The sequence below is a fragment of the Rhodococcus sp. RS1C4 genome (assembly GCF_002258225.1).
In the GTDB taxonomy this organism is placed as follows: Bacteria; Actinomycetota; Actinomycetes; order Mycobacteriales; family Mycobacteriaceae; genus Rhodococcoides; species Rhodococcoides fascians_E.
In genome coordinates, this window is record NZ_NOXZ01000028.1 from 107,406 (window position 1) to 133,419 (window position 26,014).

The window sequence follows — 26,014 nt, forward strand, 5'->3', positions numbered from 1 at the left end:
ACTTTCGGAGGGATACTTTCCTGCATGCGCGCAGACCGGCTCGTGGCGACACTTCTCCTGATGCAGACCCGTGGGCGGATCACCGCAGCCGAGGTCGCCGAAGAACTGGAGGTGTCGGCCTCGACAGCACGCCGGGACCTGGAATCGCTGTCGTCCGCCGGTATCCCGGTCTATCCGCAACCGGGTCGGAACGGCGGATGGCAACTGATCGGTGGCGCACGCACGGACCTGACCGGACTGAGTTCCACGGAAGCGCAGGCGTTGTTCACTTTGGTCGGTCCGGGCGCCGCATTGTCGCCGGACGCCAAGGCCGCGGTGCGCAAGCTGGTGAAGGCGTTACCCGAACCCTTCAGGGTCGACGCGCAAGCCGCGGCCGATGCGACGACGATCGATCCGGCCAGGTGGGGGCAGGAGTTGTCCGCAGGCTCGGAGCATGTCGGACTGCTGCAGCGCGCGGTGGTTCGGCGAGTGAACGTGACGTTCGGTTACAAGACGTTCGGTCACACCGGGCCCGGGCACCGCGAGGTCGGTCCACTCGGGCTGGTGGACAAGAACGGGCACTGGTATCTGATCGCATCGACGGCTCACGGCCTGCGGACGTTCCGCCTCGACCGGATGTCCGAGGTCGCGCCCACCGACACGGTGTTCTCGCGTCCGGCGGATTTCGATCTCGCCGACGCGTGGGCGTCCGTCGTCGAGACCGTGGAAGACCGGCAGCGCGCGACGTCGGCGGTCGTCGAGATCCCGGAGAGGTTGCTGTCGGTGCTGCAGGCGCAGTTCGGCAAGCATTGTGTGGTGCAGAACGTCGTCGACGGACGGCTGAGGGCAACGGTCTCCGCGCCTGCGCCGGTGATGATCGCCCAGCACCTGGCGGGCTGGGGTGCCGAGCTCGAGGTCGTCGAATCCGATTCGGTGCGAGCCGAGCTCGCGCGAATCGGATCCGAACTCACCTCCCTCTACGGGTAGAGGCCCTCACATGCGTGCGTGACGAGCGAGGACGAAGGCGTACAGGCCGTAGAGCGCGATGCCGACGCCGGCGAGGACCAGGAGTATCTGGCCGAACGGTTGTTCACCGAGCGTCTTGACGGCGCCGTCGATGCCGGTGGCCTTACTGGGGTCGGAGGTGAACACCGCGACGACGACCAGTGCTCCGGCGCCGATCAATGCGGCACCCTTGGCGGCGTACCCGGCGATGCCGAGATACTCGACGCCTTTGCTCTGGTTGCCTTCCAGGTCGTCGAGGAAGTTCTTCGATACGCCCTTGTAGACGTGGTAGCCGCCGACACCGATCACGACGAGTCCGACGACGATCAGCACGATCTTGCCGAATCCGTTCTCCATCAATCGCGCGGTCATGCCTGCGTTCTGTTGACCGCTCGATTGTCCGGAGCCCTTGGCGAAGCCGAAGGTGGACCAGGCGAACGCCAGGTAGACGACGGCGAGGGCGGCGGCTTTGAGCCGGTCCATCGCGCTGCCTTCGTCCTGATCCGACTTCTTGCCGACGACGGCTTCCATGACTCGCCACAGTGCGAGTGCGACGAACGCGACGACGGCGACCCACAGTGCGATGGCACCTCCGGGTTTGCTGCCCAGTTCGGCGAGCGCACCGGACTGGTCGGCGTTGCCGCCCTGCCCGAAGGCGAGTCGAACGGCGATGTAGCCGATGAGGATGTGCAGCAGCCCGCTGACGAAGTGACCGGCCCGGGCTGCTCGTTCGAACCACGTGTTGTTCTGGACCGTTTCCGCGGCGCCTGTTGCGCTCATTTCGTGCCCCCGACTTGTCGATTGGTAATCCATCTCTTTACCCGGCTGCGAACCCGACGAAACGCACATGCGTCGAAACTTCTTCAGCGCGCCTCACCCGCGAACGGTAACGAGAGGCGAAGACTGGGCGATGCAACGAACGAGGAATCAGGCCAAAACGAATTTTGTTCGGAGTGATCGATCGTGAACCTTCATTCGATCTTGCGTCGTCCAGGCTCGGGCGTGCCGCTGCTCGAATCGGCGCGGATGAGCGGAAGTCCAAGGAAGTGGCCGAGCGAAAAGCTCGAGCGCTTGTTGACCGCCCAGGAAATCGACCTCATCCGGCGCGGGCAGGTCTGACACCCCCTGCCGGCACCCCTGCTGGCACCAAGGCGCGGTGACGTCCGGCGCGGCATACTTGTCTTCAAGTAGCTGCCCGACCGGGAGGGTCATGAAGCCTGCAATTCTCAGCGTCGACGACGATCCGGGTGTATCCAGATCCGTCGCACGCGATCTTCGTCGCCACTACGGCGAGAACTACCGCATCATCAGGGCCGAGTCCGGTGCTCAGGCGCTCGATGCGTTGAAAGAACTGAAACTGCGCGGCCAGCCGGTCGCGATCCTGCTGGCCGATTACCGGATGCCGCAGATGAACGGCATGGAATTTCTCGAGCAGGCGATGGACCTGTATCCGGCGGCTCGCCGGGTCCTGCTGACCGCGTACGCCGACACCGACGCGGCCATCGATGCCATCAACGTCATCGACCTCGATTATTACCTCCTCAAGCCGTGGGATCCGCCGGAGGAGAAGCTCTACCCGGTGCTCGACGCTCAGCTCGAGGCTTGGGCGTCCAGCGATCACCGGCCGGTGGAGGAAACCAAGGTGATCGGCCACCGCTGGTCCGCGAGGTCGTCGGAGGTTCGGGAATTCCTGGCTCGCAATCAGCTGCCGTATCGCTGGTACATGGCCGACGACCCCGAAGGGGTGCGGCTGCTGACGTCGGCCGGTGTCGACGACACCGTGTGCCCGGTGATCGTGACTGCGGACGGCACAGCACTGTGTGCGCCGTCCGACTCGGAACTCGGCAATCATCTCGGCCTCACGACGACACCGTCCGGTGAGTTCTACGACCTGGTCGTCATCGGTGGTGGACCGGCAGGTCTGGGTGCGGCGCTGTACGGCGCGTCGGAAGGACTGCGCACGACGCTCATCGAGCGCACCGCGACGGGTGGGCAGGCAGGACAGAGTTCCCGTATCGAGAACTACCTGGGATTTCCCGACGGCGTGTCCGGTGCTCAGTTGGCCGAGCGTGCGCGTCGGCAAGCGTTGAAGTTCGGCGCCGAGGTGGTGACGACGCAGGACGTCGTCGGGCTCGAGGCCAACGGTTCGGCCCGGACGATTCGGTTCGCGGACGGTCGGAGCATCGACGCTCAGACCGTGATCCTGTCGACGGGGGTGGCGTACCGGCAGTTGGCGACGCCCGGCATCGAGAAGTTCACCGGCCGCGGAGTGTTCTACGGATCGGCGATGACGGAGGCCGCGCGCTGCGCGGAGCAGGACGTCTACATCGTCGGCGGCGCCAACTCGGCCGGTCAGGCAGCGGTGTACCTGGCCCGCGGAGCGAAGTCGGTGACAATTCTGATCCGTGCGCAGTCGCTCGAAGCATCGATGTCGTACTACCTGATCAAGCAGATCGAGGATCATCCGCGAATCACGGTACGGACGTGCACCGAGGTCGTGGGCGTCGGCGGCGACGATCACCTGGAGTCCATCACCCTGCACAACCGGGTGACGGACACCGACGAGACGGTTCCCGGGCAGTACCTGTTCCTGTTCATCGGTGCGGCACCTCGGACGGAGTGGCTCGACGGTGTCGTGGTGCGCGACGAGCACGGCTTCGTCGTCACGGGACCAGATCTGGTGGTCGACGGCAAGGGACCGACGGGATGGGATCGCGACAGGCTGCCGCACCATCTCGAGACCAGTGTCCCCGGCGTGTTCGCGGCCGGCGACGTGCGATCCGACTCGGCGAAACGCGTCGCGTCGGCTGTGGGAGAGGGAGCGATGGCCGTGATGCTGGTGCACAGATACCTGGCGAACCCGTGAGCGTGCAGAGCGACCCCGGATCGCTGCGGTGTAGTCCGGAGGAGCTGAAGACGCTGTTCCTGTTCGAGAAGTTGTCGGACGAGCAGGTGGAGAAGCTGTGCCACGAGGGGCACATCGAGATCATCGAGCCAGGGCCCGTGTTCAGCGAGGGTGAACCTGCCACGTGCTTCTACGTGCTGATGGACGGTTCGTTGGTGCTGACGAAGAACTCCAGCGGCGAGGAGATGGTGATCAGCCGGACGTCTCAGCGCGGGGTGTACGCCGGTGCGTGGCAGGCGTATCTGCGTGATCGGGTGCCGCAGACGTACCCGAGTTCGATGCGTGTGACCGAGACATCGCGGTTCTTCGTGCTCGACGCGGCGTGTTTCGCGGAGATCGTCGAGGAATGGTTTCCGATGGCGCTGCATCTGCTCGAGGGCTTGTTCGTCGGTGCGCTCAACACCAAGCAGATCGTCGACCAGCGTGAGCGACTGCTGGCGCTCGGGTCGTTGTCCGCCGGCCTGACGCACGAGCTGAACAATCCGGCCGCGGCAGCGGTACGGGCGACGGATGCGCTGCGCGATCGGGTCGCCCACATGCGCCAGAAGCTGAAGATGATCGCGAACGGTTCGCTCGACCCGGCGTCGCTGACTTCCCTCGTCGGATTGCAGGAGGAAGCCGTCGAGCTGGTCGCGAAGGCTCCCAAGCTGTCGCCGCTCGAGGCGTCGGATGCGGAGGACGAACTGGGGGACTGGTTCGACGATCACGGCATCGCGGGTGGGTGGGATCTGGCTCCGACGTTCGTGCAGGCAGGCCTCGACATCGCGTGGCTGGACAAGGTCGCGGCCACCGTCGACGAGTCAAAGACGCTCGAAGGTGCGATCCGCTGGCTCAACTACACCGTCGAGACCGAATTGCTGATGAACGAGATCGCCGATTCGACGACCCGGGTGTCGACGCTCGTCGGTGCGGCCAAACAGTATTCGCAGATGGATCGAGCGCCGTACCAGACGATCGACTTACGTGAACTGCTCGACAGCACTCTGGTGATGCTCGCACGGAAGATCGGCGACGACATTTCGGTGGTCAAGGACTACGACCCGGCAGTGCCTCCGATTCCCGCCTACGCGGCGGAACTGAATCAGGTGTGGACCAACCTCGTCGACAACGCCGTGCAGGCGATGAACGGGGCCGGAACACTGACCGTGGCAACGAGACTCGATCACGACCACGTATTGGTCGAGATCGGCGACACCGGGCCCGGAGTGCCGGAGAACATCCGTTCACGAATCTTCGAGCCCTTCTTCACCACCAAACCGGTCGGTGAGGGAACCGGCCTCGGCCTCGACATCTCGTGGCGCATCGTCGTCAAGAAGCATCACGGCGACCTACGTGTCGAATCCGAGCCGGGAAACACGCGTTTCGTCGTCAGGCTTCCCATCGAGCCGGCAACCGAAGCAGAGCCCACAACCGAAGCGACAGAGGGGGAGTCATGACCGAGCCGATTCCTGGAATCGATGTCACCGCCGAGCCGTCGGGACCGGGGTGTCTCGAATGTTCGACCAGCGACGGTTGGTGGTTCCACCTTCGTCGGTGCGCGCAGTGCGGGCACGTCGGGTGTTGCGATTCGTCTCCGTCGCAGCATGCGAGCAAGCACGCCGAAAGCACCGGCCATCAGTTCATCAGAAGCTTCGAACCGGGGGAGAGCTGGTACTACAGCTACGCCGACGAGCAGATGTACGACGGGCCGGAACTTGCTCCGCCGCAGCATCATCCGCTCGATCAGTCGACGCCGGGGCCCGCGGACCGCGTGCCGTCGGGGTGGCAGAACTACCTCAACTGACATGAGCGAGAGCAAGACCGGGCCGACGGCGACGGACGTGGTCGCGTGGCTCGAGAGCGTCGAGCATCCGGTGCGCCGCGCCGACGGGTTGGCGTTGCACCGGCTGTTCACACGTGTCACCGGGGAACCTGCCGTCATGTGGGGTCCGTCGATGGTGGGTTACGGCCGGTACCACTACCGATACGACAGTGGCCGGGAAGGCGACGCACTCGCGGTCGGCTTCTCGCCCCGTAGGACCTCGCTCGTGCTGTACGGGTTGACGTACGCTCCCGAATCCCAGGCACTGCTGAACGAACTGGGCAAACACAAGCCCGGGGCCGGATGTCTGTACGTCAACAAGCTCGCCGACGTCGACTCGGCGGTGTTGGAGAAGATGATCGAGCTGTCGTATCCGTACGTGGTGGGTACGCTCGGCACATGACTCTGATCGCGGAGGATCTGTTTCTGGTTCTGGTCGACGACGTGACGGGTAAGCCGATCGTCGACAGTACGAAATTCCCGCGTGTGCTGGCGGGTGCGTTGGTGCTCGAGCTGGCCATGAACGGCGCCGTACGCATCACCGCGAAGGGTGAAGCGGTCAAGGACGGCAGGCTCGTGGTGTCGGGGCCGCCCCCGCAGGATCCGCTTCTCGCGCGGGTCCACGCGTTCATCGGAACCGAGAACAACCCGCCGAAACCGCAGAAAGTCATCGAGAAGCTCCACAAGAACCTGAAACAGGAGATCGGTCTCCGCCTGGCGCATCGAGGTGCGGTCTCGCAGCACGAGGACAGAATCCTCGGCCTGTTCCCGACGACGTCCTGGCCTGCCCGTGACACCACACGCACAGCATGGCTGATCCAGTGGATTCACAGCGCGATCGTCGACGGTACGACGCCGTTGCCGGAGATATCGGCTGTCGTGTCGATGTTGTCCGCGATCGACGCGGTCCACAAGGTGTTGCCTGCCGCCGACAAGCGAGCGGCGAAACGTCGAGCGAAGGACATCGCCGAGGGCGACTGGGCGGGCGAGGCCGTCCGGAAGGCAGTGCAGGATGTGAACGCCGCGCTGGCGGTGGCGATCGTCGTCCCCGCCATCGCTGCGTCCGGTAGCTGAGCACTGGGCAGCAGGTCCTGCGATGATCGTGCGATGACGCGATCTCTCGCCATTCTGATGTTCGACGACGTCGAGGTGCTCGACGCATGCGGGCCGTTCGAAGTCTTCTCGGTGGCGAACCGAATCACCACGCGCGACGGGGGAGTGCGCGCGTTCGACGTGGTGCTCGTCGGAGTCGACGACGGTCCGGTGTATGCCCGCGGTGGCATGCGCATCGCGGTGGACACCACGATCGACGACACCAGGCGTTACGACGTGGTGCTCGTGCCCGGTGGTGTCGTCGACGAGGTACCTGCGGCCGCTGCGGCGTGGATCCACACGCAGTTCGGCACAACGGAAGTGACCGCGTCGGTGTGCACCGGTGCGTTTCTGCTGGCCGACGCCGGGGTGCTGGATGCACGTCCGGTGACGACGCACTGGGAAGACGTCGACGACCTCCGGCGGCGGTGGCCGAGTCTCGATGTCCGCGAGGGTGTCCGGTATCTCGATCACGGCGACATCGCGACGTCCGCGGGCATCAGCGCAGGACTGGACCTGGCGCTGCACCTGGTCTCGCGACTGGTGAGTCCCGACGTCGCCACGAGCACCGCCCGGCAGATGCAGTACGAATGGTCGGACGGTCAGTAAACGCAGGACCAGTGCTGCGACAGGCAGTGCAAAAGTGAGCCGAGGACGACACGAAAAAGGGGCCCGGTCGAACCGGGCCCCTTTTTCTACTTCTCGCTCAGGAATTCGACTGCGTCTGTCCCTCGTGGGAATCGGCGAATTCGGGAGTGTCGAACACTTCGCCTCCGAGCGGGTCGACGGGACCGCTGTCCGCCGAGTACTCCACTGCGCCGGTGTCGGGATCGACCTCGAGCGATTCTGTCGACACTTCGTGCACGGCGAGGACGACTGCGCCGTCGGTGGGCGTGGCCAAACCGATCTGCGACGGTCCGAGGCCCGAGAACGTCGACGAGATACCGGCTCCCCGACGACGTTTCTGTGTGTCCGAGTTCGTACCGGAGCTGTCGCCGTCTGCAGTGGGTGTCGCGGTGACCCGGACGTACCGCGGGGTCGTCGCGACGTCGTATCGGAACGCCTTCAACATGGACACGCATGCCAGCACGAGGATTATCGAGAACGGAACGGCCGTCGCGATGGACATCGTCTGCAGTGCCGTCAGTGACCCGGCGCCGCCGACGAGAAGCAGAATCGTCGCCGCGGTGCCTTCGAGGATCGACCAGTAGACGCGCGTGATCTTCGGCGGTTCCAGATCGCCTCCGGTGGACAGGATGTCGATGACGAGCGATCCCGAGTCCGAGGACGTGACGAAGAAGAACACGATGACGAAGATCGCGAGCAAGCTGCTGATCGTGGCCAGAGGCAAGCCGTCGAGCAGCTGGAAGAGCGAGGTGTTGGTGTTCACCGCGCCGTCGACGAGGAGATCGCCCTGCTCGCGCTGCCGAAGAATGCCTGCGTCGCCGAAGATGGTGAACCACAGCGAACCGATGATCGTCGGGGCCAGCAGAACACCGAAGACGAACTCACGGATGGTGCGTCCGCGCGAGATGCGCGCGATGAACATGCCGACGAAGGGCGCCCAGCTCATCCACCAACCCCAGTAGAAGATGGTCCACGCGCCGGCCCAGCCGTCGTCGGAGAAGGGGGAGGTGCGCAGCATCAGCTCCGGCATGGCCTGGATGTACCCGCCGAGGTTCTGCACCCAGGACTGCATGAGAAACAGCGTCGGGCCTGCGATCAGCACGAAGACGGCCAACCCGGCGGCGAGCGCCATGTTGATGTTGGACAGCCACTTCAGGCCACGCTTGACGCCGGAGACCACCGAGTACGTGGCGATGCCGGTGATGCCTGCGATGAGCAGGACGGTGACCCAGTTGCTGGTGTCGACCCAGCCCAGGTACTCGAGGCCGGCCGAGATCTGCTGAACACCGAAGCCGAGGGACGTCGCGACGCCGAACAGTGTTCCGATGATCGCGACCGCGTCGATGGCATGGCCGATACCGCCTTCGATCCGCTTACGCCCGAGCAACGGCTCGAGTAGCCAACGCACCGACAACGGCCGGCCCTTGCGGTACGTCATGTACGCCAGGCCGAGGCCGACGACCACGTAGATCGCCCACGCGTGCAGGCCCCAGTGGAACAGTGTCAGTTCCATGGCCTGATTCGCTGCGGCGTCCGTCGACCCGGCGACTCCACCGGCCTCCGGTGGAACGACGTAGTGCGACAGGGGCTCGGCGACACCGTAGAAGACGAGGCCGATGCCCATGCCCGCGCTGAACAGCATCGCGAACCAGGACAGCACCCCGAACTCGGGCTTCTCGTCGTCGCGTCCGAGTCGGATGTTTCCGACGCGGCTGACACCGCAGTACACGGCGAAGACGACGAATCCTGTCGTCGCGAGTATGTACCACCAGCCGACGCCGTCGGTGATCGCCGAATTCAGCGTCGAGAACGCGTCGGCAGCAGTGCTGGAGTAGATCACGGCGAAGGCGATCATCACGAAGATGACGATGGAGGCGGGGATGAAGACGGGCTTTCGAAGCCCGTCCCACGCTTCCTTCACCGCGTTGGGCTTCTTGTCCAGATTCACGTCGAGTCTTCCGTCCTCACGATTTTCGTATCCGAATCATGGGCGGCTACCGATGCAGTCGAGACCGGGCCGACCACATGTCGTTTCTCTTACTTATGCGTTCTATTGGTCAAGTGCCGGTAAACACGATAACCGACCTGTTCGACTCGAGCGAATTCGGCGTTCGACCGAGAACTCGCTGACGTGGCGATCTGCCGTTAATGTTTCGTCGTGCCGCAAACAACGACGGTGGTGGTCCTCGCACTCGGTGCAGCGCTGTGCATCGCAGTCGGGACAGTGGTTCGGCAGCGCACGGCAGCGCAGGTCCCGGTGGAGTCCAACGGTGCACTGGGGCCCATCGGGTCGCTGGTCAAGCAGCCGATCTGGTGGGTGGGGACCGTCGTCGGAATCCTCGGCTACGCGCTCCAGGCGGCCGCGCTCGGGATGGGATCGCTGCTCCTGGTCCAGCCTCTGCTGGTGCTGTCGTTGCTGTTCGCGCTTCCGCTCGGCGCACGGTTTGCACATCGGACGATCTCCGCCACCGAGTGGATGTGGGCCGCAGCACTGACCGCCTCGGTGGCGATCCTCGTCGTGGTCGGGGACCCGAAGCCCGGAGTGGAGAGGGCCGAGGCTCGGCACTGGATCGTCGTCTGCCTGATCGGACTACCGTTCGTCGCGCTGTGCGTCCTTGCGTCACGTAAGGCGAGCGGTCCTCGAAAAGCATTGCTGCTCGGCATCTCCGGGGGTGCATTGTTCGGCGTCGCCGCCGTGCTGACCAAGGGCGTGGTCCACCTCGTGAGCCGCGGAGTCGTTCCTCTGTTGACCTCCGTCGAGTTGTACGCGCTGATAGCCGTGGCGGTCGCGGCGATCACCCTGCAGCAGTCCGCATTTCAAGCCGGCGCTCTGCAGGCCTCGCTTCCCGCCACCACGGTGATGGAACCGGTGGTGGCGTCGGCTCTCGGGTTCGTGGTCCTCGGCGAGTACCTCGCCACCGGAAGAGGCGGCAGTGTGGTCCTCGTGGTCGCTCTCGTCGCGATGGTCGCGGCCACTGTTGCACTCGCCCGGTCATCGGCGCGAGACGAGCCGTCGGTGCCGATCTCGCCATGACCACCGGCCGCCTGTCGCCGGGACGGACGTTCGCCGGGTACACGGTCGAGCGGCTGCTCGGGGTGGGTGGGATGAGTGAGGTCTACCTCGTCGAAGGGCGCGAGACACTCAAGATTCTCGACGAGGACGCCTCGGGAGACGAGCAGCTCCGGGCGAAATTCGTCATGGAGGCGAAGATCGCGGCGCGGCTGCACCATCCGAACATCGTGTCCGTGCACGCCCACGGTGAGTTCGGCGGTCGACTGTGGATGACGATGCACTACGTCGAGGGATACAGCGCAGCGCGGCTCGTCGCACGCGGCCAGATCGCCCTCGACGTCGACCGAGCTGCCCGCATCGTCAGCGAAGTGGCGAAAGGTCTGGACTACGCCCACACTCAGGGCGTACTGCACCGCGACGTGAAACCGTCGAACATCCTGATCAGTACCGAACCGCGTGGCGGTTTCGAGCAGGTGATGGTGTCGGACTGGGGGATCGCGCGATTCCTCGACGCCGGACCGGTGGCGCGAGGAGGGTCGGTCTTCGCGTCCATTCAGTACGCCGCACCGGAACTGCTTCGCGGTGAGCGTCTGTCCGCTCGAACCGATGTCTACGCGTTGGGCGCAACGCTCGTGGAATTGCTCACCGGCAAGCCCCCGTATCCCCTCGCGACGCCGCTCGCGATCACGGACGCTCAGCTGAACGCGTCGCCTCCGTCGGTGACCGCGCGCCGACGAGACCTACGGAAGGGTCTCGACGGCGTCGTCGCGACCGCGCTGGCCAAGAAGCCGGAAGATCGATTCGCGACGTGCACGGAACTCAGCAACGCCGTCGCCGACGCCCTTGCTGCTCCCGCTCCGGAGCCCCCGCCTCGAAAGTCGCCCTTCGGGGCCGGGTGGCGTCGGAGGTTCTGATTGTCCGGCCCGTCAGTTGTCCGGATCGTCGTCGAGTGGTCTGTTGGCGACGACGGGGTACTGCCCGGTGTAGCCGAGACGTTCCTCGGCGACGGCGAGGACCTTCGTCCGCACCAGGAACCATCCGCCGATCAGTGCCGGGATGATGACGACGAGGGTGGCGATCGTCCAGGACCCGATCGGGGCGTCGAAGGCCATCAGAACCAGCACCCCGAAGAGGAACACCAGCGTCGCGTAGCTCGTGTACGGGGCGCCGAACAGACGGAATTTCGGACGTTCGAGGATGCCCTTCTTGGACCAGCGGTAGAGCTGGATCTGGCACAGCACGATCGTCGCCCAGCTCGCGATGATGCCGAGGGCGGACATGTTCAGCACGATCTCGAAGGCCTCACCCGGGGCGATGGCGTTGAGTGCGACGCCGAACAGCGTGATGAAGCAGGTGAGCAGAATGCCGCCGAACGGAACGCCGCCCTTGGTCATCTTCTTGGTGAACTCGGGAGCGCTGCCGTTCATGGCCATCGAGCGCAGGATGCGACCCGTCGAGTAGAGGCCGGCATTCAGTGAGGACAGAGCAGCAGTGAGCACGACGATGTTCATGATCGTGCCCGCGCCGCCGAGACCGATGCTCGAGAAGAACGTCACGAAAGGCGATGTTCCTGCTGCGTATGCCGTGTAGGGGAGCAATAGCGCCAGCAGGACGAGCGAGCCGACGTAGAACAGCGCGATACGCGCGATCACCGAGTTGATCGCGCGCGGCATGATCTTCGCCGGGTTCTCGGTCTCACCGGCGGCGGTGCCGACCAGCTCGACGGCGGCGTACGCGAACACGACGCCGGAGATGACGATGACCAGCGGCCACGCGCCCGACGGGAACAGCCCGCCGTTGTCGGTGATGAGGCTGATGCCGGGCATCTCGCTGCCGACGGGGATGCGTCCGGCGAGGAAGACGATGCCGACGATCAGGAACGTCACGAGTGCGACGACCTTGATCATCGCGGCCCAGAACTCCATCTCGCCGAACCACTTCACCGAGACCAGGTTGAGGCTCATGACCAGCACGAGCGCGATCAGTGCGATGACCCACTGCGGGATCACCTCGAACGATCCCCAGTAGTGCATGTAGGTGGCGATGGCCGTCACGTCGACGATGGCCGTCATGGCCCAGTTGAGGAAGTACATCCAGCCTGCGACGAATGCGGCTTTCTCGCCGAAGAACTCACGGGCGTACGAGACGAACGATCCCGACGACGGGCGGTGCAGCACCAGTTCGCCGAGGGCGCGGAGGATGAAGAAGACGAAGATGCCGCACAGGGCGTAGGCGAGGAACAGGCCGGGGCCTGCGCTGGCGAGTCGTCCACCCGCGCCGAGGAACAGCCCGGTGCCGATGGCGCCACCGATGGCGATCATCTGGAGCTGGCGAGGTTTGAGACCCTTGTGGTAGCCCTCCTCCTCGTGGTCCATGGCGGAGTTGTCGTACTTCGTGTCGACCGAATCGGACATGTGACGATCCTTGCTGTCGATGCGTTTATGGGTGTTTTGTCCGAAATGAGCTAGTGGCGAATGTTGCTGTCTCCGAACGTTATTTCCGGATCGCATCGAGCCGAAAGGCGTGCAATGTAAACAACGCGCCTGCATGTAAACAGTGCGTGAAAGGGTGAGCATCTGCTCGAGCTTCGCCCCGGCGTCGGACTCGGCCGGTCTTCTGCGCCGTAGGCGAACACTTCGGTGACGACCTTGCACTCGCCATGGTCGAGTGCTAGAAATGCAGTTGGCACTCGCGCCTTGTGAGTGCCAGGTCGGGACGGTGAGGCTGGGAATCATCGACACCCCTGGTCGTCCGTCGCGGGCACCGAACTCGGCCGAGCAAGTGCAGAAGAGCGACTGAACACGGTCGCTCTGCGTGTCACCCCCAATCCGGAGGATCACTTCGCAATGGCCAAGATCATCGCGTTCGACGAAGAGGCACGCCGTGGCCTCGAGCGAGGCCTCAACGCCCTCGCCGACGCAGTAAAGGTGACGTTGGGCCCCAAGGGTCGCAACGTCGTGCTCGAGAAGAAGTGGGGCGCCCCCACGATCACCAACGACGGCGTCTCCATCGCCAAGGAGATCGAGCTCGAGGATCCCTACGAGAAGATCGGCGCCGAGCTCGTCAAAGAGGTCGCCAAGAAGACCGACGACGTCGCAGGCGACGGCACCACCACCGCTACCGTTCTCGCTCAGGCACTCGTTCGTGAAGGCCTGCGCAACGTCGCGGCCGGCGCGAACCCGCTCGGCCTGAAGCGCGGCATCGAGAAGGCTGTCGCAGCCGTCACCGAGTCGCTGCTCGCTTCCGCCAAGGAGATCGACACCAAGGAGCAGATCGCTGCTACCGCTGGTATCTCCGCAGGCGACCCGTCCATCGGCGAGCTCATCGCCGAGGCCATGGACAAGGTCGGCAAGGAAGGCGTCATCACGGTCGAGGAGTCCAACACCTTCGGCCTGCAGCTCGAGCTCACCGAGGGCATGCGCTTCGACAAGGGCTACATCTCGGCGTACTTCGCCACCGATGCAGAGCGCCAGGAAGCCGTCCTCGAAGACGCGTACATCCTGCTCGTCAGCTCCAAGATCTCCACGGTCAAGGACCTGCTGCCGCTGCTCGAGAAGGTCATCCAGTCGGGCAAGCCGCTCGTCATCATCGCCGAGGACGTCGAGGGCGAAGCTCTCTCCACCCTCGTCGTGAACAAGATCCGTGGCACCTTCAAGTCCGTTGCCGTCAAGGCTCCCGGCTTCGGTGACCGCCGCAAGGCTCAGCTCGCCGACATCGCCATCCTCACGGGCGGCGAGGTCATCAGCGAAGAGGTCGGCCTCTCGCTGGAGACCGCAGGCCTCGAGCTCCTCGGTCAGGCACGCAAGGTCGTCATCACCAAGGACGAGACCACCATCGTCGAGGGCTCGGGCGACTCCGACGCCATCGCCGGACGCGTCAGCCAGATCCGCGCCGAGATCGAGAACTCCGATTCCGACTACGACCGCGAGAAGCTGCAGGAGCGCCTGGCCAAGCTGGCCGGTGGCGTTGCAGTCATCAAGGCCGGAGCAGCGACCGAGGTCGAGCTCAAGGAGCGCAAGCACCGCATCGAAGATGCAGTGCGTAACGCCAAGGCTGCCGTCGAAGAGGGCATCGTCGCCGGTGGTGGCGTCGCGCTGCTGCAGGCTTCGCCCGCACTCGACAACCTGAAGCTCGACGGCGACGAGGCAACCGGCGTGAACATCGTCCGCGTCGCCCTCGAAGCACCGCTCAAGCAGATCGCGTTCAACGCAGGCCTCGAGCCCGGCGTCGTCGCAGAGAAGGTCCGCAACCTCCCGTCCGGTCACGGCCTCAACGCCTCGACCAACGAGTACGAGGACCTGCTCGCTGCAGGCATCAACGACCCGGTCAAGGTCACCCGCTCGGCACTGCAGAACGCAGCGTCCATCGCGGCTCTGTTCCTGACGACCGAGGCCGTCGTCGCCGACAAGCCCGAGAAGGCCGGAGCGCCCGCAGGCGACCCGACCGGTGGCATGGGCGGCATGGACTTCTAGTCCGTCTCTCTCGAACAGGCCCGACTCCACTTCGGTGGGGTCGGGCTTTTTCGTGCTCGCGGTGGCCCGGGTGTACGTGTGCCCTGGATGCACACAAATCGGGTTCGCAGGGCCGGATGTGGCGTCGGGCGGCGGTTTTTGTGCACTCAGGCACGGCGGCTTCGCCTGCGGCGTCCGACCACTCCGATGATCTCGTCCACTACCTCGTCCAGGTGAGCGTTGACGTAGGCCGCGGAGTACCGGAGTACCCGCCAGTCGTCGTCGATCATCCAGTTCTGACGGATGCGATCGTTGGTGAACACCTCGGCTGCGATGTGGAATTCGCGACCGTCGATCTCGATGACGACACGTCCCCGTCTGCACACGAGATCGCCGTAGTACCTCCCGATTCGAGTGTTGATCTCGAGACGAAATCCGCGCGCGACCAGGGGGCGAGCCACCATCCGCTCGGGTTCGGATCTGGTGAGCGGACAGCACGTGCGGAGCTGCTCCCGGACTGCGACGACCCCATGACGCCCACGCGAATGCTCGACGAGAAGCGCAAGACGTTTCCAGTGCACGCGCGTGCCGATGGCGGAGTCGAACAGCGCCTCCAGTTCGGGTCGGGCCATGTCGACCGCCACATCCAGCATCGCCTGTTCGATCCCGACCACCGACAGGCCGTGTCGTGTGCTCGGCCGGACGACACGTCGATGCAGCGTCACCCAGCTCGGTGCTCTGACCTGGGCGGACATGGGCACCGTTGCCTCGACGATCGGCGGCTCGGTCGGCAGGAGCCCCCACAGCCAGGCTGCGGACGAATGGCTGAGGATCGCAGTGGGCTTCCACAGGGCGACGGCCGTACACCTGTCGAGGTAAGTGGGCGCCGCCGACGAGTAGACCGTGGGAAGTACCCGGTGCATCTGCGAAATTCGACGTTTGCTGTACCCGACTGCCGACCATTGCCCCCGTGTTCGAATAGTCATCCGAATACCGTTGCAAAAAAATCCGATTCGGATTTCGGGTTGTCCACATGCTGTGGACAACCGGAGTGACGGACCCGAGTGCACACAAATCGGGTTCGCAGGGCCGGATGTGACTCCGGCGCTCGATCTGTGTGCAGTCAGGCCCTGGATGTCTAGGCTCGTGGAATGGCAGCAGCGTCGGAGGCGATCGAACTCGAGGTGGGGGAGCGCATCGTGCGTGTCTCCAACCCCGACCGGGTGTATTTCCCCGAGAGCGGGGCCACCAAGCTCGATCTGGTGAACTACTACCTCGGCGTCGGCGATGGCATCGTCCGTGCTCTACGGGAGCGGCCGTGCATGATGCATCGGTTCCCGAAGGGTCTGGCGGGGGACAAGGTTCACCAGAAGCGTGTGCCGAACGGCGCCCCGGACTGGCTCGAGACCGTGCGCGTGACGTTCCCGCGCTACAACCGAACCGCCGACGAACTGTGCGTCACCGAGTTGGCGCACGTCGTGTGGGCTGTGCAGATGTCGACGGTGGAGTTCCACCCCTGGAACTCCAGGCGCGCGGACGTGGAGATGCCCGACGAGTGGCGCATCGATCTCGATCCCATGCCGGACTGCCCGTTCGATCGGGTTCGCCGAGTCGCCGGCGTCGCCGCCGAGGTCCTCGAAGACCTGGGTGCGACGGGCTGGCCGAAAACATCTGGCGGACATGGGCTTCACATCTACGTGCGGATTGCGCCGGAGTACGGATTCAAGGATGTTCGACGCGCTGCGCTCGCGTTCGCCCGTGAGGTGGAACGCCGCGCCCCCGACGACGTGACGACGGTGTGGTGGCGCAAGGACCGCGATCCGACGAAGCTGTTCGTCGACTACAACCAGAACGCGCGGGACCACACCATTGCCAGCGCCTACTCGGTGCGAGGCAATCAGCAAGCGACGGTGTCGACGCCGATTTCCTGGAACGAGGTTCCGGACGTCGATCCGCGTGACTTCACGATCTTCACTGTGCCGGACAGGTTCGCGAAACTCGGCGACCTGCACGACGGCATCGACGAGGCGGTGTTCTCGCTCGATCCGTTGCTGGAATGGGCGGAGCGGGACGAGCGGGAAGGGCTGACGGAACCCGAGGAGTAACCGATTCGAGTCGTCATCGTTATCCGTGATCGGTTAATGGCTTCGTAAAGCAGACCGATAGGACGGGTAGACGAGACGGCGCCCGGTTGTCTTGGGACGAGGAGTGTTCATGATCGCCGCACGGTCTGCCGTCGTCGTTGCCGCTGTGGCTGCTGTTCTGGCCGTGAGCGGCTGCAGTAGCGAGGAGCCGGATGGCGCTGCAGCGTCGGAAACGACGAGCGTAGCGCCCCAGTCGACGTCGGAACAGCCGACGTCGGAACAGCCGACGTCGGAACAGCCGACGTCCGACCAGCCGACGTCCGATCAGCCGCCGTCCGGACCTGCGCAGCCCGAGCAGGAGATCGTCATCGTTCCCACGGCGCCTGCCCCGGAGGAAGCGTCGGATCTGTTCCCGTGGAATCAGCCCCGACCGAGCCTGGATTCCGGCAATGTCGACCCGGCACTGTTCGCGACCGATCTCGGCCGGTACAACTTCACCACCCCGTCGGGAAATATTCAGTGCGGGATCTGGGCCGGGGGATCACCCGCAGGCCAGGTCGGTTGTCAGGCCAAGACGAGTGTCGCGCCGTTCGAAGGCCGCACATGCACCAATGCCGAGAACGACAAGTACGCAGTGCGGGTCAACGACGGTGGGGCGCAACACATCTGCACGACGCAAGGGATCTACACGGCCGACGAACCTCGAGTGCTCGAATACGGTCAGGTGTTGTCCGCGGTCGGCGTGGTGTGCGAATCCGACGAGATGTTCGGCGTCACCTGCTGGGGAACCGAAGGCGCGTTCATGTTCGCGCGTGACTGGAACGAGAGCTGGAGCTAACGGCGTAGCGATTCCACGGCGCCCCGGACGGCGTCGAGGTGCGCGGCCATGGCCTCGGCGGCCTTCTCGTAGCTGCCGGACCGAATGCCCTCGACGATGAGGTCGTGTTCGGTGTTGGACTTCTGCTGGCGTCGGGCGACGAGGTTGAGCGTCTCCGATTGGCGGGTGAGCGCGCCGCGGATGTCGACGATGATCGCTTCGAACACGCGGTTCTTGCTGGCTCGGGCGATGGCGGTGTGGAATTGGCCGTCGAGCAGTACCCAGGCGTGGTGGTCGTCCTCGCTTCGCATTTCGTCGGTGAGCCCTTCGAGGACGGCCAGGTCTTCGTCGGTTCGGCGCTCGGCTGCCCAGCCGGCCGACGGGATTTCGACGTGGGGGCGGGCTTCCATCAGTTCGCGGGCGTCGTAGTTGCCGATGTCGAGATCGCCGGTGACGCGATCTCGGGTGACGAAAGTGCCTCGGCCCGTTTTGGTTTCGGTGAGTCCGAGTGCATTGCACGATCGAAGTGCCTCGCGGATCACGGATCGGCTGACGGCGTATCGGGTGGCCAGTGCGCTCTCGGCGGGAAGTCGTTCGCCGATGGCGATGTGGCCGGCGACGATCGCGTCGCGGATGTCGGCGAAGACTGCTTCTGCCGCGCTCAGTCTCGTTGCGGTCGGCTGACTGACCGCCCAGCTGTCCGACAGGTTCATGTCTGAATAGTCCTCTTCCTGCGGCGGGCGAGTCAAGGTGACGGTTGACGGGCGGACGTGTCTTGGTTCACACTCTAACCTGTCAGACAGCCGGACAGCCGGACATCAGAAGGAGCAGGACGTGGTGGAGACTCGAATCGAGAAGGACCTTCTCGGTGAACGCGAGATACCCGCGGAGGCGTACTGGGGCATACACACCCTGCGCGCCCTGGAGAACTTCCCCATCACGGGCCGTTCGATCGGTACCAACGCTCATCTGATCCGCGGCCTGGCCGCCGTGAAATGGGCCGCGGCCTCCGCCAACGAGGATCTGGGGATTCTCGACGCCACCCGAAGCGACGCGATCCGTCGGGCATGCGACGAGATTCTGGGCGGGCAGTGGCACGACGAGTTCGTCGTGGATGTCGTTCAGGGCGGCGCGGGCACCTCGACCAACATGAACGCCAACGAGGTGATCGCCAACCGTGCGCTCGAGATCCTCGGTCATGCGCACGGTGACTACAGCCACCTGCACCCCAACGAGCACGTCAACGCAAGTCAGTCCACCAACGACGTGTACCCGACGGCCGTGAACATCGCGACGATCTACGCGGCGCACGAGCTGATCGAGTCCATGAAATTCCTGCGCGACGCGTTCCGCCGCAAGGCATCCGAGTTCGCCACCGTCGTGAAGATGGGACGTACGCAGTTGCAGGACGCGGTGCCGATGACTCTCGGGCAGGAGTTCGGAACGTACGCGATCATGATCGACGAGGACTGCTCGCGGCTGGAGGAAGCCGCGCTGCTGGTGCACGAGATCAATCTCGGTGCAACGGCCATCGGTACCGGTCTCAATGCCCCCGACGGATACACCGCGGCTGCATGCGAGCATCTGCGCACCAAGACAGGACTTCCGCTGGTCACGGCGACCGATCTGATCGAGGCGACGCAGGACGTGGGTCAGTTCGTGCACCTGTCGGGTGTGCTCAAGCGGATCGCGGTGAAGCTGTCCAAGATCTGCAACGACCTGCGGCTGCTGTCCTCGGGTCCTCGGGCCGGCCTGAACGAGATCAATCTGCCTCCGATGCAGGCGGGTTCGTCGATCATGCCGGGCAAGGTCAACCCGGTGATTCCCGAGGTGCTCAACCAAGTGGCCTACGAGGTGATCGGCCACGACGTCACCATCACCATGGCCGCCGAGGCGGGGCAACTGCAGCTCAACGCCTTCGAGCCGATCATCGTGAAGTCGCTGTCCGAAGGCATGGCCCATCTCGGCGCAGCCTGCCGTACCGTCGCGACCCGATGCGTGGACGGCATCACCGCCAACGCCGATCTGCTGCGCGCGCGTGTGGAGAACTCCATCGGTCTCGTCACCGCGCTGAGCCCGTACCTCGGTTACGCCGAGTCCACGACGATCGCCCAGGAGGCGTTGGTCAGTGGCCGCAATGTCGTCGACCTCGTGCTCGAGAAGAAGCTACTGGCCCGTGAAGAACTGGATCGTCTGCTCAGCCCGCAACATCTCGCCAATCTCCGCGTCGCGCCTGCACCGCACGCCGATGCCCCCGAAACTTCGACAAGGTAGCCGCACATGACAGTCGACACTCGACATTCGGAAGACCTCGGATACCGTAAAGCTCTGGTACCGAGACAGATTCAGATGATCGCCATCGGAGGTGCGATCGGAACCGGCCTCTTCATGGGCGCAGGCGGACGGTTGCACGATTCCGGTCCGGCCCTGGTGCTCGTCTATGCCCTCTGCGGGTTCTTCGCTTTCCTGATCCTCCGCGCGCTCGGCGAACTGGTGATGCACCGACCGTCGTCGGGAAGCTTCGTGTCCTACGCACGCGAATTCTTCGGGGAGAAGATGGCGTTCGCGGCCGGCTGGCTGTACTGGATGAACTGGGCCATGACGGCCGTGGTCGACGTGACAGCGGTTGCGCTGTACATGAATTTCTTCAAGAAGTACTGGGCGCCACTCGGAGATGTGGATCAGTGGGTCTTCGCGCTGATCGGCCTGGTTCTCGTACTCGGTCTGAATCTGGTGTCGGTCAAGGTCTTCGGAGAGCTCGAGTTCTGGTTCGCGCTCATCAAGGTTCTCGCCTTGGTCACCTTCCTGGTCGTCGGCGTGTACTACGTCATCTTCGGAACTCCCATCGACGGTCAGGCTCCCGGCTTGTCGGTCATCACCGACAACGGCGGACTGATCCCCAACGGGCTGCTGCCCGCGATCGTCGTGGTGCAGGGCGTCGTGTTCGCGTATGCGTCGATCGAGCTCGTCGGCACCGCGGCGGGAGAGACCGCGAACCCGGAGAAGGTCATACCCAAGGCGATCAACACGGTGATCGTTCGGATCCTGGTGTTCTACGTGGGTTCGGTGCTACTGCTGTCGCTTCTGTTGCCGTACAGCGCATATCACGCCGGGGAAAGTCCGTTCGTCACGTTCTTCGGCGCGATCGACGTGCAAGGCGCCGACGCCATCATGAACCTCGTGGTGCTCACCGCAGCACTGTCCTCGCTGAACGCCGGGCTGTATTCGACGGGCCGCATCCTCCACTCGATGGCCGTCGCCGGATCCGCACCGAAGTTCGCGGCTCGGATGAACAAGGCCGGAGTTCCCTACGGCGGAATCGCTCTGACAGCGTTGGTGGCGCTCGCCGGCGTCGGACTCAACGCTGCAGTACCGGCACAGGCGTTCGAGATCGTGTTGAACTTCGCGGCCCTCGGTATCATCAGCGCATGGGCGGTGATCATTCTGTGTCAACTGAAGCTGTGGTCGCGCTCTCGCTCGGGAGACCTCGCCCGGCCGAAGTTCCGGATGTTCGGCGCTCCCTACACCGGTATCGCGACGTTGGTCTTCCTCCTCGCCGTGTTGATTCTGATGGCGTTCGACAAGCCGGTCGGTACCTGGACCATCGCGTCGATCCTGATCATCGCACCGTTGCTCGTCGGCGGATGGTTCCTGTGCCGCAACCGGATTGCCGCAGTGGCCGAAGAACGAGAGGGATGACGGCTTGTCTCACATTGCCCTGCTGACAACAGGCGGAACCATCGGGAGCAGCCGCGACGAGGACGGCATCTCGAGGCCCGGCTCCGTGGGTTTCGACCTGCCGGGCGAAGTAAGGGTCCGCACCCTGATGTCCAAGGACAGCTCGGCGTTCGACTTCGCGGACCTGGACCGCATCGTCGACGCCGTGTTCGACGAGCTCGACGACCCGGCCTGCCTAGGTGTGGTGGTGCTGCACGGCACGGACACGATGGAAGAGTCCTCGCTGTTGGTGGATCTGTTCCACGGTGACCCGAGGCCCGTGGTGTTCACCGGTGCACAGCGCACGTCCGACCACGCGGACGCGGACGGTCCGGGCAACGTCGCCGCGGCCGTCGACGCCGTTCTCGACGAGGCGAACCGTGGCCGCGGTGTACTCGTCGTGTTCGGTGGACGGACGCTGCCTGCGCGGGGATTGTCCAAGTGGCACACAACGGAACTCGACGCATTCGTCAGCTCCGGTGAGCCGCGAGATGTCGTGCCTCGGACTCCGATCTCCGGTGTCCGCGTGGACATCGTGGCGCTGTACCCCGGCGCCGACGCGGTGGCCATCGACGCCTTCGTCTCCGCGGGCGCTCAGGGCATCGTGCTCGAGGCCACCGGGTCCGGGAACACCAATCCGTCCGTCGTGGCGGCGGTGAAGAGCGCGGGTGTACCGGTCGTCGTCACCACTCGCGTGCCCGTCGGGACCATCGAGCCCACGTACGGCGGTGGCGGCGGCGGAGCGGATCTCGTGGACGCCGGGGCCGTGTTCTCGCCGTTGCTACGCGCAGGCCAGGCGCGGGTGGTGCTCGCGGTACAGATCGCTACAGCTCCGACTCGCCCCAGGTCGTGACGTTCACGGTGTCTCCGACGGACAGCGTGCCGCCGTCGACCACGCTGAATTTCGCGCCGAAGGCAACGCCCTTCTGCCTTGCCTTGCGGTACGTGCCGAGGGTTTTCAGTGGTTCGCGTCCGTCTCGCACTCCGCGCGCCTGGTCGACGGTGGTGACGGGGCAGCGGATCGCGAGTTTGGTGTAGGCGAGCTCTGTCTCTCCGATCGAGATGTCGCGGACAAGATCTTCGGTGTGGGGGTCGTCCCAGCCGGTGACGACGATGTTCGGCCGGAATCGATTCATCGGAAGCGGCGCGTCCATCCGGGTGTTCAATCCGTCCAGGGTGGACTCCGAGAGGATGTGAACGGCGGAGCTGTCCGCGAATGCCGCTGTTCCTGGGGTGATTCCGTCGGTGACGCGGTGAAAGTCGGAGGGGACGGCAACCAGCCGCGACGCCTCGCCGACGACGTCGCTCAACCACGACGCGACGTCGTCGCCCTGATCGATGCCGAGGAACGGCGCACGGAACATGGTGACGTCGATCGGCTGTGACCGTCGATCGATCGTGCAGGTGACCGACCCGAATTCTTCGTGCGTGAGCGTCAGTTCGTCACCGTCGATCGACGGCGTCACCACGGCGAGGACGGGGTCGCTGCGTTGGCTGCGGAACGAGAAGTCGTCGTCGACGATCATGAATTCTCGATCGTGGTCGATCCCGCGAACCGTCATTCGTGCGGTGTCGAGTGACTGCCCGGCACAACCCTTGACCGGGTAGCAGACCAATTCGGACACTGTGGCACTCCGACCTGTGGCACTCACACCGGCGAGGATACTGGGGGCCATGACACGTGCATTGTTGGTAGTCGATGTTCAGAACGATTTCACCGAAGGCGGTGCTCTGGGAGTCGTGGGCGGTGCCGATGTCGCGCGTCGGATCAGCGGGCTTCTCGCGCGGCAGGGCGACGCGTACGACGTCATCGTCGCATCGCGGGACTGGCACGACGCGGACAGTGACAACGGCGGCCACTTCGCCACCGACGAGCAGCCCGACTTCGTGACGACGTGGCCGGTGCACTGTGTTGCGGGCACCGCCGGCGCCGCGTATCACCCGGAGTTCGCGACGGACTCGGTCGACGTGCATGTTCTGAAGGGGCAGGGCGAGCCGTCCTACTCCGCGTTCGAGGGCAGCACCGAGGACGGCACTGCGCTGCGGGACGTGCTGGATGCCAACGAGGTCACCGACATCGACGTCGTCGGGATCGCGACCGACTACTGCGTGCGGGCATCCGCCCTGGACGCGATCCACCATGGATTGGCTGTTCGGATTCTGACCGAGTTCGTTGCAGGGGTCGCGCCGGAGTCCTCCGAGACCGCCCTGAAAGAACTGTCCGACGCCGGTGCCGTGCTGGCCTAGGGCGTGTCGATGGTCGTCGTGATCGAGGTGACCGACGGTGCCGCCGGGGTACTGCCGAACCCGAAGGTGACCGGGGGCGTGACGGGTGTGAGGTGGCCGAGGTCTTCGCCGCGCCAGGATGCGGTGGCGCTGAGAATTCGGTGTTGGTGCTTCGCGCCGTAGTACTCGCGCCTGTCGTTCCCTGCACTGCCGCGGGTGCGTACACCTCGGAGGACCACCCGTGCGATGGGATCGGAGATGCGGCAGAACCACGGTGCCGTGGAGATCGTGGACGGGACCATCGCGAGGAGGGTGCCGAGTGCGGTGGAGCGTCCCGTTCTCAGAGTGAGTCGAAGGTCGTCGGTGTTCACGCTCACCGTGTCGCCGACTCGTGTGAAGCCGACCGGGGTCATTGATACGTCGTCGAACGTGTATGTCGCGGTGACGAATTCGCGCACATCTTCGTCCGGTGCGAGCAGAAGGCGGTGGCCGCCGGAGAACTGGATCATGACGTCGGTGAATTCTCCGAGCGGAGATCGGGTCCAGTGCCCGACGACGATGCGTACGCCCGACGAGGTACCTACTCCGAATATCTCACCGTGAAACCGTGATCTTCCCATCACACCGACTGTAACCCTGCGGCGTTGTTCTGGGTGCATGATGGATTCATGGCGTCCACGCGTTCCGATTCGCAGCAACCCACGATCTTCGTCCTGTTCGGTGCGACAGGCGACCTTGCCAAGCGCATGGTTCTACCGTCGTTCCATCAACTCCATGTCGAAGGACTGCTCCCGGAGGAGTGGCTTCTCGTCGGCAACGGCAGGCACGACACGTCCGACGACGAGTTCCGGGATCACGTGCGCAGTGCGCTCGAGGAGTTCGGCTCCGGGGCGGACGACTGGGATTCGTTCTCCGAGCGAATCCGGTTCGCAGGCAACGGGTTCACCGTGGACGATCCGGGAGATCTCGTCGACGTCGTCGCGAAGGCTCGTGAGGACATCGGCGACGCGCAGCTGGTGCACTACATCGCACTGCCGCCGAGCACGTTCGAGGACTACACGGCCGCGCTGGGTGCGCACGACCTCGCCGACGGCGCACGGGTGGTGTACGAGAAGCCGTTCGGCACGTCGCAGAAGGCATTCGAGCAGCTCGACAAGGCCGTGCACGACGTATTGGACGAGAAGCAGATCTACCGGATCGATCACTTCCTGGGCAAGGAAGCGACGCAGAACTTGCACGTGCTGAGATTCGCGAACGGCATGATCGACGGGATCTGGAACTCCGAGCACGTCGAGCAGGTTCAGATCGACGTACCGGAGACGCTGAACATCGACGACCGCGCCGAGTTCTACGACAGCACCGGTGCCGTGTTGGACATGCTGGTGACGCACTTGTTCCAGGTTGCTGCGGAGGTCGCGATGGAGCCCCCCGCGACGCTCGACGCGGAGGACCTGCAGTCCGCGCGTGAATCCGTCATCGGGTGTTTCAGGCCGATCGACACGTCCGAGGTGGTTCTCGGCCAGTACGACGGGTACCGCGATGTGGAGGGCGTGGCCGAGGATTCCGTCGTGGACACGTTCGTCGCCGCGACGCTGTGGGTGGACACCGACCGATGGCGCGGTGTCCCGTTCCTGCTCCGCACCGGAAAGATGCTCGGGGTCGGGGCCCAGCGTGTGTCGCTGGTGTTCAGGACTCCGGCGAACAGCCCGCTGAAAGATCTGCCCCGCGACGGTGCGGTGTTGTCCTTCGACCTGTCCGGCAACGGCGCGATCGACGTCGCGATGACGGTGAAGGAGCCGGGCCCGGACTTCGACCTGTCCGTCGGCCACCTGTCCCTGCCGCTGCCGTCGGTGCCTGATGCCGAACCGTTGTCCCCCTACTCACGTCTGATCCTCGACGTGCTGAACGGAGACCGGTCGCTGTTCACCCGGCCCGACGGCTTGGCTCACGTGTGGGAGGTCGCGGCGCCGCTGCTGAACGATCCTCCCGAGGTCAAGTCGTACGCACCGGGCTCGATGGGGCCTGACGAGGCCGACGAACTCGCCGCGCCGTGCGGCTGGCTGGTGCACTGACCTCGGTACCGGTGAGGGGTCAGCGCTGGGGCATCAGCATCCACGCTGCGAGGTACACGAGGGCGACGGTGCCGGCGGAGACGAACGCACCGATGACGGTGAGTACTCGGACGAGGTTCGGGTCGATCTCGAAGTATTCGGCGACACCGCCGCACACACCGGCGATCATCTTCTGCGAGTCGGAGCGAACGAATTCCTTGGGGGCGTTGGTGTAAGTCATGACAC

The 26,014-nt window shown here is 64.7% G+C and carries 25 protein-coding genes; 17 read left to right on the top strand and 8 right to left on the bottom strand.

Annotated elements, in window-relative coordinates:
• Nucleotides 1-24 precede the first annotated feature (24 nt).
• The gene (locus CH289_RS13970; protein WP_019666622.1) at nt 25-966 is read left to right on the top strand and encodes a helix-turn-helix transcriptional regulator; all 942 of its coding nucleotides are present in this window, start codon (nt 25-27) and stop codon (nt 964-966) included.
• Between the two features lie 6 nt (nt 967-972).
• Here CH289_RS13970 and CH289_RS13975 read toward each other — a convergent pair whose 3' ends face one another.
• Nucleotides 973-1,764 (bottom strand): DUF1206 domain-containing protein, encoded by a 792-nt coding sequence (locus CH289_RS13975; protein ID WP_019666621.1) that lies wholly within the window; start codon nt 1,762-1,764, stop codon nt 973-975.
• Between the two features lie 430 nt (nt 1,765-2,194).
• Between CH289_RS13975 and CH289_RS13980 the strand changes: the two genes are divergently transcribed.
• The 6 genes from CH289_RS13980 to CH289_RS14005 are packed head-to-tail and all read left to right on the top strand — an operon-like array spanning nt 2,195 to nt 7,391.
• Complete coding sequence (locus CH289_RS13980; protein ID WP_019666619.1) at nt 2,195-3,850, top strand: NAD(P)/FAD-dependent oxidoreductase; 1,656 nt, start codon at nt 2,195-2,197, stop codon at nt 3,848-3,850.
• Nucleotides 3,847-5,325 (top strand): ATP-binding protein, encoded by a 1,479-nt coding sequence (locus tag CH289_RS13985; protein WP_019666618.1) that lies wholly within the window; start codon nt 3,847-3,849, stop codon nt 5,323-5,325. The genes CH289_RS13980 and CH289_RS13985 overlap by 4 nt, the downstream gene beginning before the upstream one ends.
• A complete protein-coding gene (locus tag CH289_RS13990) occupies nt 5,322-5,672 on the top strand; it encodes a UBP-type zinc finger domain-containing protein (protein WP_019666617.1) in 351 nt (116 codons plus the stop codon). Before CH289_RS13985 ends, CH289_RS13990 begins: the two co-directional genes overlap by 4 nt.
• A 1-nt stretch (nt 5,673) precedes the next feature.
• Nucleotides 5,674-6,093, top strand: a complete 420-nt coding sequence (locus CH289_RS13995; protein ID WP_019666616.1) for a DUF1801 domain-containing protein — start codon at nt 5,674-5,676, stop codon at nt 6,091-6,093.
• The gene (locus tag CH289_RS14000) at nt 6,090-6,764 is read left to right on the top strand and encodes a GOLPH3/VPS74 family protein (protein ID WP_037143600.1); all 675 of its coding nucleotides are present in this window, start codon (nt 6,090-6,092) and stop codon (nt 6,762-6,764) included. Before CH289_RS13995 ends, CH289_RS14000 begins: the two co-directional genes overlap by 4 nt.
• A 33-nt stretch (nt 6,765-6,797) precedes the next feature.
• Nucleotides 6,798-7,391, top strand: coding sequence for a DJ-1/PfpI family protein (locus CH289_RS14005; RefSeq protein ID WP_094728062.1), 594 nt, complete (start codon nt 6,798-6,800; stop codon nt 7,389-7,391).
• A 97-nt stretch (nt 7,392-7,488) separates the two neighbouring features.
• Here CH289_RS14005 and CH289_RS14010 read toward each other — a convergent pair whose 3' ends face one another.
• Nucleotides 7,489-9,357 (bottom strand): BCCT family transporter, encoded by a 1,869-nt coding sequence (locus CH289_RS14010; protein WP_037163861.1) that lies wholly within the window; start codon nt 9,355-9,357, stop codon nt 7,489-7,491.
• A 210-nt stretch (nt 9,358-9,567) separates the two neighbouring features.
• Here CH289_RS14010 and CH289_RS14015 point away from each other — a divergent pair, with 210 nt between their 5' ends.
• Complete coding sequence (locus CH289_RS14015) at nt 9,568-10,443, top strand: DMT family transporter (protein ID WP_033188683.1); 876 nt, start codon at nt 9,568-9,570, stop codon at nt 10,441-10,443.
• Complete coding sequence (locus CH289_RS14020) at nt 10,440-11,336, top strand: serine/threonine-protein kinase (RefSeq protein ID WP_019666611.1); 897 nt, start codon at nt 10,440-10,442, stop codon at nt 11,334-11,336. Before CH289_RS14015 ends, CH289_RS14020 begins: the two co-directional genes overlap by 4 nt.
• Nucleotides 11,337-11,348: 12 nt before the next feature.
• On the opposite strand, the gene CH289_RS14025 is transcribed toward CH289_RS14020, so the two are convergent.
• A complete protein-coding gene (locus CH289_RS14025; protein ID WP_019666610.1) occupies nt 11,349-12,836 on the bottom strand; it encodes an amino acid permease in 1,488 nt (495 codons plus the stop codon).
• A 432-nt stretch (nt 12,837-13,268) separates the two neighbouring features.
• On the opposite strand from CH289_RS14025, the gene groL reads away from it, so the two are divergent.
• Entirely contained in the window at nt 13,269-14,894 is a 1,626-nt protein-coding gene (groL, locus tag CH289_RS14030; RefSeq protein WP_026348058.1) for a chaperonin GroEL, read from the top strand.
• Nucleotides 14,895-15,040: 146 nt separating this feature from the next.
• Here the strand turns inward: groL and CH289_RS14035 are convergent, their stop codons facing one another.
• On the bottom strand, nt 15,041-15,859 hold the full coding sequence (locus CH289_RS14035; protein WP_094728063.1) for an endonuclease domain-containing protein: 819 nt from the start codon (nt 15,857-15,859) through the stop codon (nt 15,041-15,043).
• A 165-nt stretch (nt 15,860-16,024) separates the two neighbouring features.
• Here CH289_RS14035 and ligD point away from each other — a divergent pair, with 165 nt between their 5' ends.
• Nucleotides 16,025-16,978, top strand: a complete 954-nt coding sequence (ligD, locus tag CH289_RS14040) for a non-homologous end-joining DNA ligase (RefSeq protein WP_020112577.1) — start codon at nt 16,025-16,027, stop codon at nt 16,976-16,978.
• Nucleotides 16,979-17,087: 109 nt separating this feature from the next.
• Entirely contained in the window at nt 17,088-17,795 is a 708-nt protein-coding gene (locus CH289_RS14045; RefSeq protein WP_256977215.1) for a hypothetical protein, read from the top strand.
• On the opposite strand, the gene CH289_RS14050 is transcribed toward CH289_RS14045, so the two are convergent.
• A complete protein-coding gene (locus tag CH289_RS14050) occupies nt 17,792-18,487 on the bottom strand; it encodes a FadR/GntR family transcriptional regulator (protein ID WP_020112575.1) in 696 nt (231 codons plus the stop codon). The genes CH289_RS14045 and CH289_RS14050 overlap by 4 nt on opposite strands.
• Nucleotides 18,488-18,608: 121 nt before the next feature.
• On the opposite strand from CH289_RS14050, the gene aspA reads away from it, so the two are divergent.
• Genes aspA through CH289_RS14065 form a run of 3 tightly spaced genes read left to right on the top strand, consistent with a single transcriptional unit; the run spans nt 18,609 to nt 22,344 of the window.
• On the top strand, nt 18,609-20,048 hold the full coding sequence (aspA, locus tag CH289_RS14055; RefSeq protein ID WP_037182855.1) for an aspartate ammonia-lyase: 1,440 nt from the start codon (nt 18,609-18,611) through the stop codon (nt 20,046-20,048).
• A 6-nt stretch (nt 20,049-20,054) separates the two neighbouring features.
• Nucleotides 20,055-21,473, top strand: a complete 1,419-nt coding sequence (locus tag CH289_RS14060; RefSeq protein WP_020112573.1) for an amino acid permease — start codon at nt 20,055-20,057, stop codon at nt 21,471-21,473.
• A gap of 4 nt (nt 21,474-21,477) precedes the next feature.
• Nucleotides 21,478-22,344, top strand: a complete 867-nt coding sequence (locus CH289_RS14065; RefSeq protein ID WP_019666602.1) for an asparaginase — start codon at nt 21,478-21,480, stop codon at nt 22,342-22,344.
• On the opposite strand, the gene CH289_RS14070 is transcribed toward CH289_RS14065, so the two are convergent.
• Nucleotides 22,316-23,143, bottom strand: coding sequence for an MOSC domain-containing protein (locus CH289_RS14070; RefSeq protein WP_230620903.1), 828 nt, complete (start codon nt 23,141-23,143; stop codon nt 22,316-22,318). The two genes, CH289_RS14065 and CH289_RS14070, sit on opposite strands and share 29 nt — an antisense overlap.
• Nucleotides 23,144-23,165: 22 nt before the next feature.
• Between CH289_RS14070 and CH289_RS14075 the strand changes: the two genes are divergently transcribed.
• Entirely contained in the window at nt 23,166-23,738 is a 573-nt protein-coding gene (locus CH289_RS14075) for an isochorismatase family protein (RefSeq protein ID WP_020112571.1), read from the top strand.
• Here the strand turns inward: CH289_RS14075 and CH289_RS14080 are convergent.
• On the bottom strand, nt 23,735-24,337 hold the full coding sequence (locus tag CH289_RS14080) for a hypothetical protein (RefSeq protein WP_019666599.1): 603 nt from the start codon (nt 24,335-24,337) through the stop codon (nt 23,735-23,737). The two genes, CH289_RS14075 and CH289_RS14080, sit on opposite strands and share 4 nt — an antisense overlap.
• Nucleotides 24,338-24,385: 48 nt before the next feature.
• Here CH289_RS14080 and CH289_RS14085 point away from each other — a divergent pair, with 48 nt between their 5' ends.
• The gene (locus CH289_RS14085) at nt 24,386-25,789 is read left to right on the top strand and encodes a glucose-6-phosphate dehydrogenase (RefSeq protein ID WP_094728089.1); all 1,404 of its coding nucleotides are present in this window, start codon (nt 24,386-24,388) and stop codon (nt 25,787-25,789) included.
• A gap of 19 nt (nt 25,790-25,808) precedes the next feature.
• On the opposite strand, the gene CH289_RS14090 is transcribed toward CH289_RS14085, so the two are convergent.
• Nucleotides 25,809-26,009: a PspC domain-containing protein gene (locus CH289_RS14090; protein WP_019666597.1), complete on the bottom strand. Its 201-nt coding sequence runs from the start codon at nt 26,007-26,009 to the stop codon at nt 25,809-25,811.
• Between the last annotated feature and the right edge of the window lie 5 nt (nt 26,010-26,014).

Bases quoted from the DNA above. Each gene is read 5' to 3' on its own strand.
- CH289_RS13995 (WP_019666616.1), top strand. From the start codon at position 5,674: ATGAGCGAGAGCAAGACCGGGCCGACGGCGACGGACGTGGTCGCGTGG.
- CH289_RS14035 (WP_094728063.1), bottom strand. From the start codon at position 15,859: ATGACTATTCGAACACGGGGGCAATGGTCGGCAGTCGGGTACAGCAAA.
- CH289_RS14075 (WP_020112571.1), top strand. From the start codon at position 23,166: ATGACACGTGCATTGTTGGTAGTCGATGTTCAGAACGATTTCACCGAA.
- CH289_RS14020 (WP_019666611.1), top strand. From the start codon at position 10,440: ATGACCACCGGCCGCCTGTCGCCGGGACGGACGTTCGCCGGGTACACG.
- CH289_RS14045 (WP_256977215.1), top strand. From the start codon at position 17,088: ATGATCGCCGCACGGTCTGCCGTCGTCGTTGCCGCTGTGGCTGCTGTT.
- groL (WP_026348058.1), top strand. From the start codon at position 13,269: ATGGCCAAGATCATCGCGTTCGACGAAGAGGCACGCCGTGGCCTCGAG.
- ligD (WP_020112577.1), top strand. From the start codon at position 16,025: ATGGCAGCAGCGTCGGAGGCGATCGAACTCGAGGTGGGGGAGCGCATC.
- CH289_RS14090 (WP_019666597.1), bottom strand. From the start codon at position 26,009: ATGACTTACACCAACGCCCCCAAGGAATTCGTTCGCTCCGACTCGCAG.
- CH289_RS14000 (WP_037143600.1), top strand. From the start codon at position 6,090: ATGACTCTGATCGCGGAGGATCTGTTTCTGGTTCTGGTCGACGACGTG.
- CH289_RS14085 (WP_094728089.1), top strand. From the start codon at position 24,386: ATGGCGTCCACGCGTTCCGATTCGCAGCAACCCACGATCTTCGTCCTG.
- CH289_RS14025 (WP_019666610.1), bottom strand. From the start codon at position 12,836: ATGTCCGATTCGGTCGACACGAAGTACGACAACTCCGCCATGGACCAC.
- CH289_RS13980 (WP_019666619.1), top strand. From the start codon at position 2,195: ATGAAGCCTGCAATTCTCAGCGTCGACGACGATCCGGGTGTATCCAGA.
- CH289_RS14050 (WP_020112575.1), bottom strand. From the start codon at position 18,487: ATGAACCTGTCGGACAGCTGGGCGGTCAGTCAGCCGACCGCAACGAGA.
- CH289_RS13970 (WP_019666622.1), top strand. From the start codon at position 25: ATGCGCGCAGACCGGCTCGTGGCGACACTTCTCCTGATGCAGACCCGT.
- CH289_RS14060 (WP_020112573.1), top strand. From the start codon at position 20,055: ATGACAGTCGACACTCGACATTCGGAAGACCTCGGATACCGTAAAGCT.
- CH289_RS13975 (WP_019666621.1), bottom strand. From the start codon at position 1,764: ATGAGCGCAACAGGCGCCGCGGAAACGGTCCAGAACAACACGTGGTTC.
- CH289_RS14005 (WP_094728062.1), top strand. From the start codon at position 6,798: ATGACGCGATCTCTCGCCATTCTGATGTTCGACGACGTCGAGGTGCTC.
- CH289_RS13990 (WP_019666617.1), top strand. From the start codon at position 5,322: ATGACCGAGCCGATTCCTGGAATCGATGTCACCGCCGAGCCGTCGGGA.
- CH289_RS14080 (WP_019666599.1), bottom strand. From the start codon at position 24,337: ATGGGAAGATCACGGTTTCACGGTGAGATATTCGGAGTAGGTACCTCG.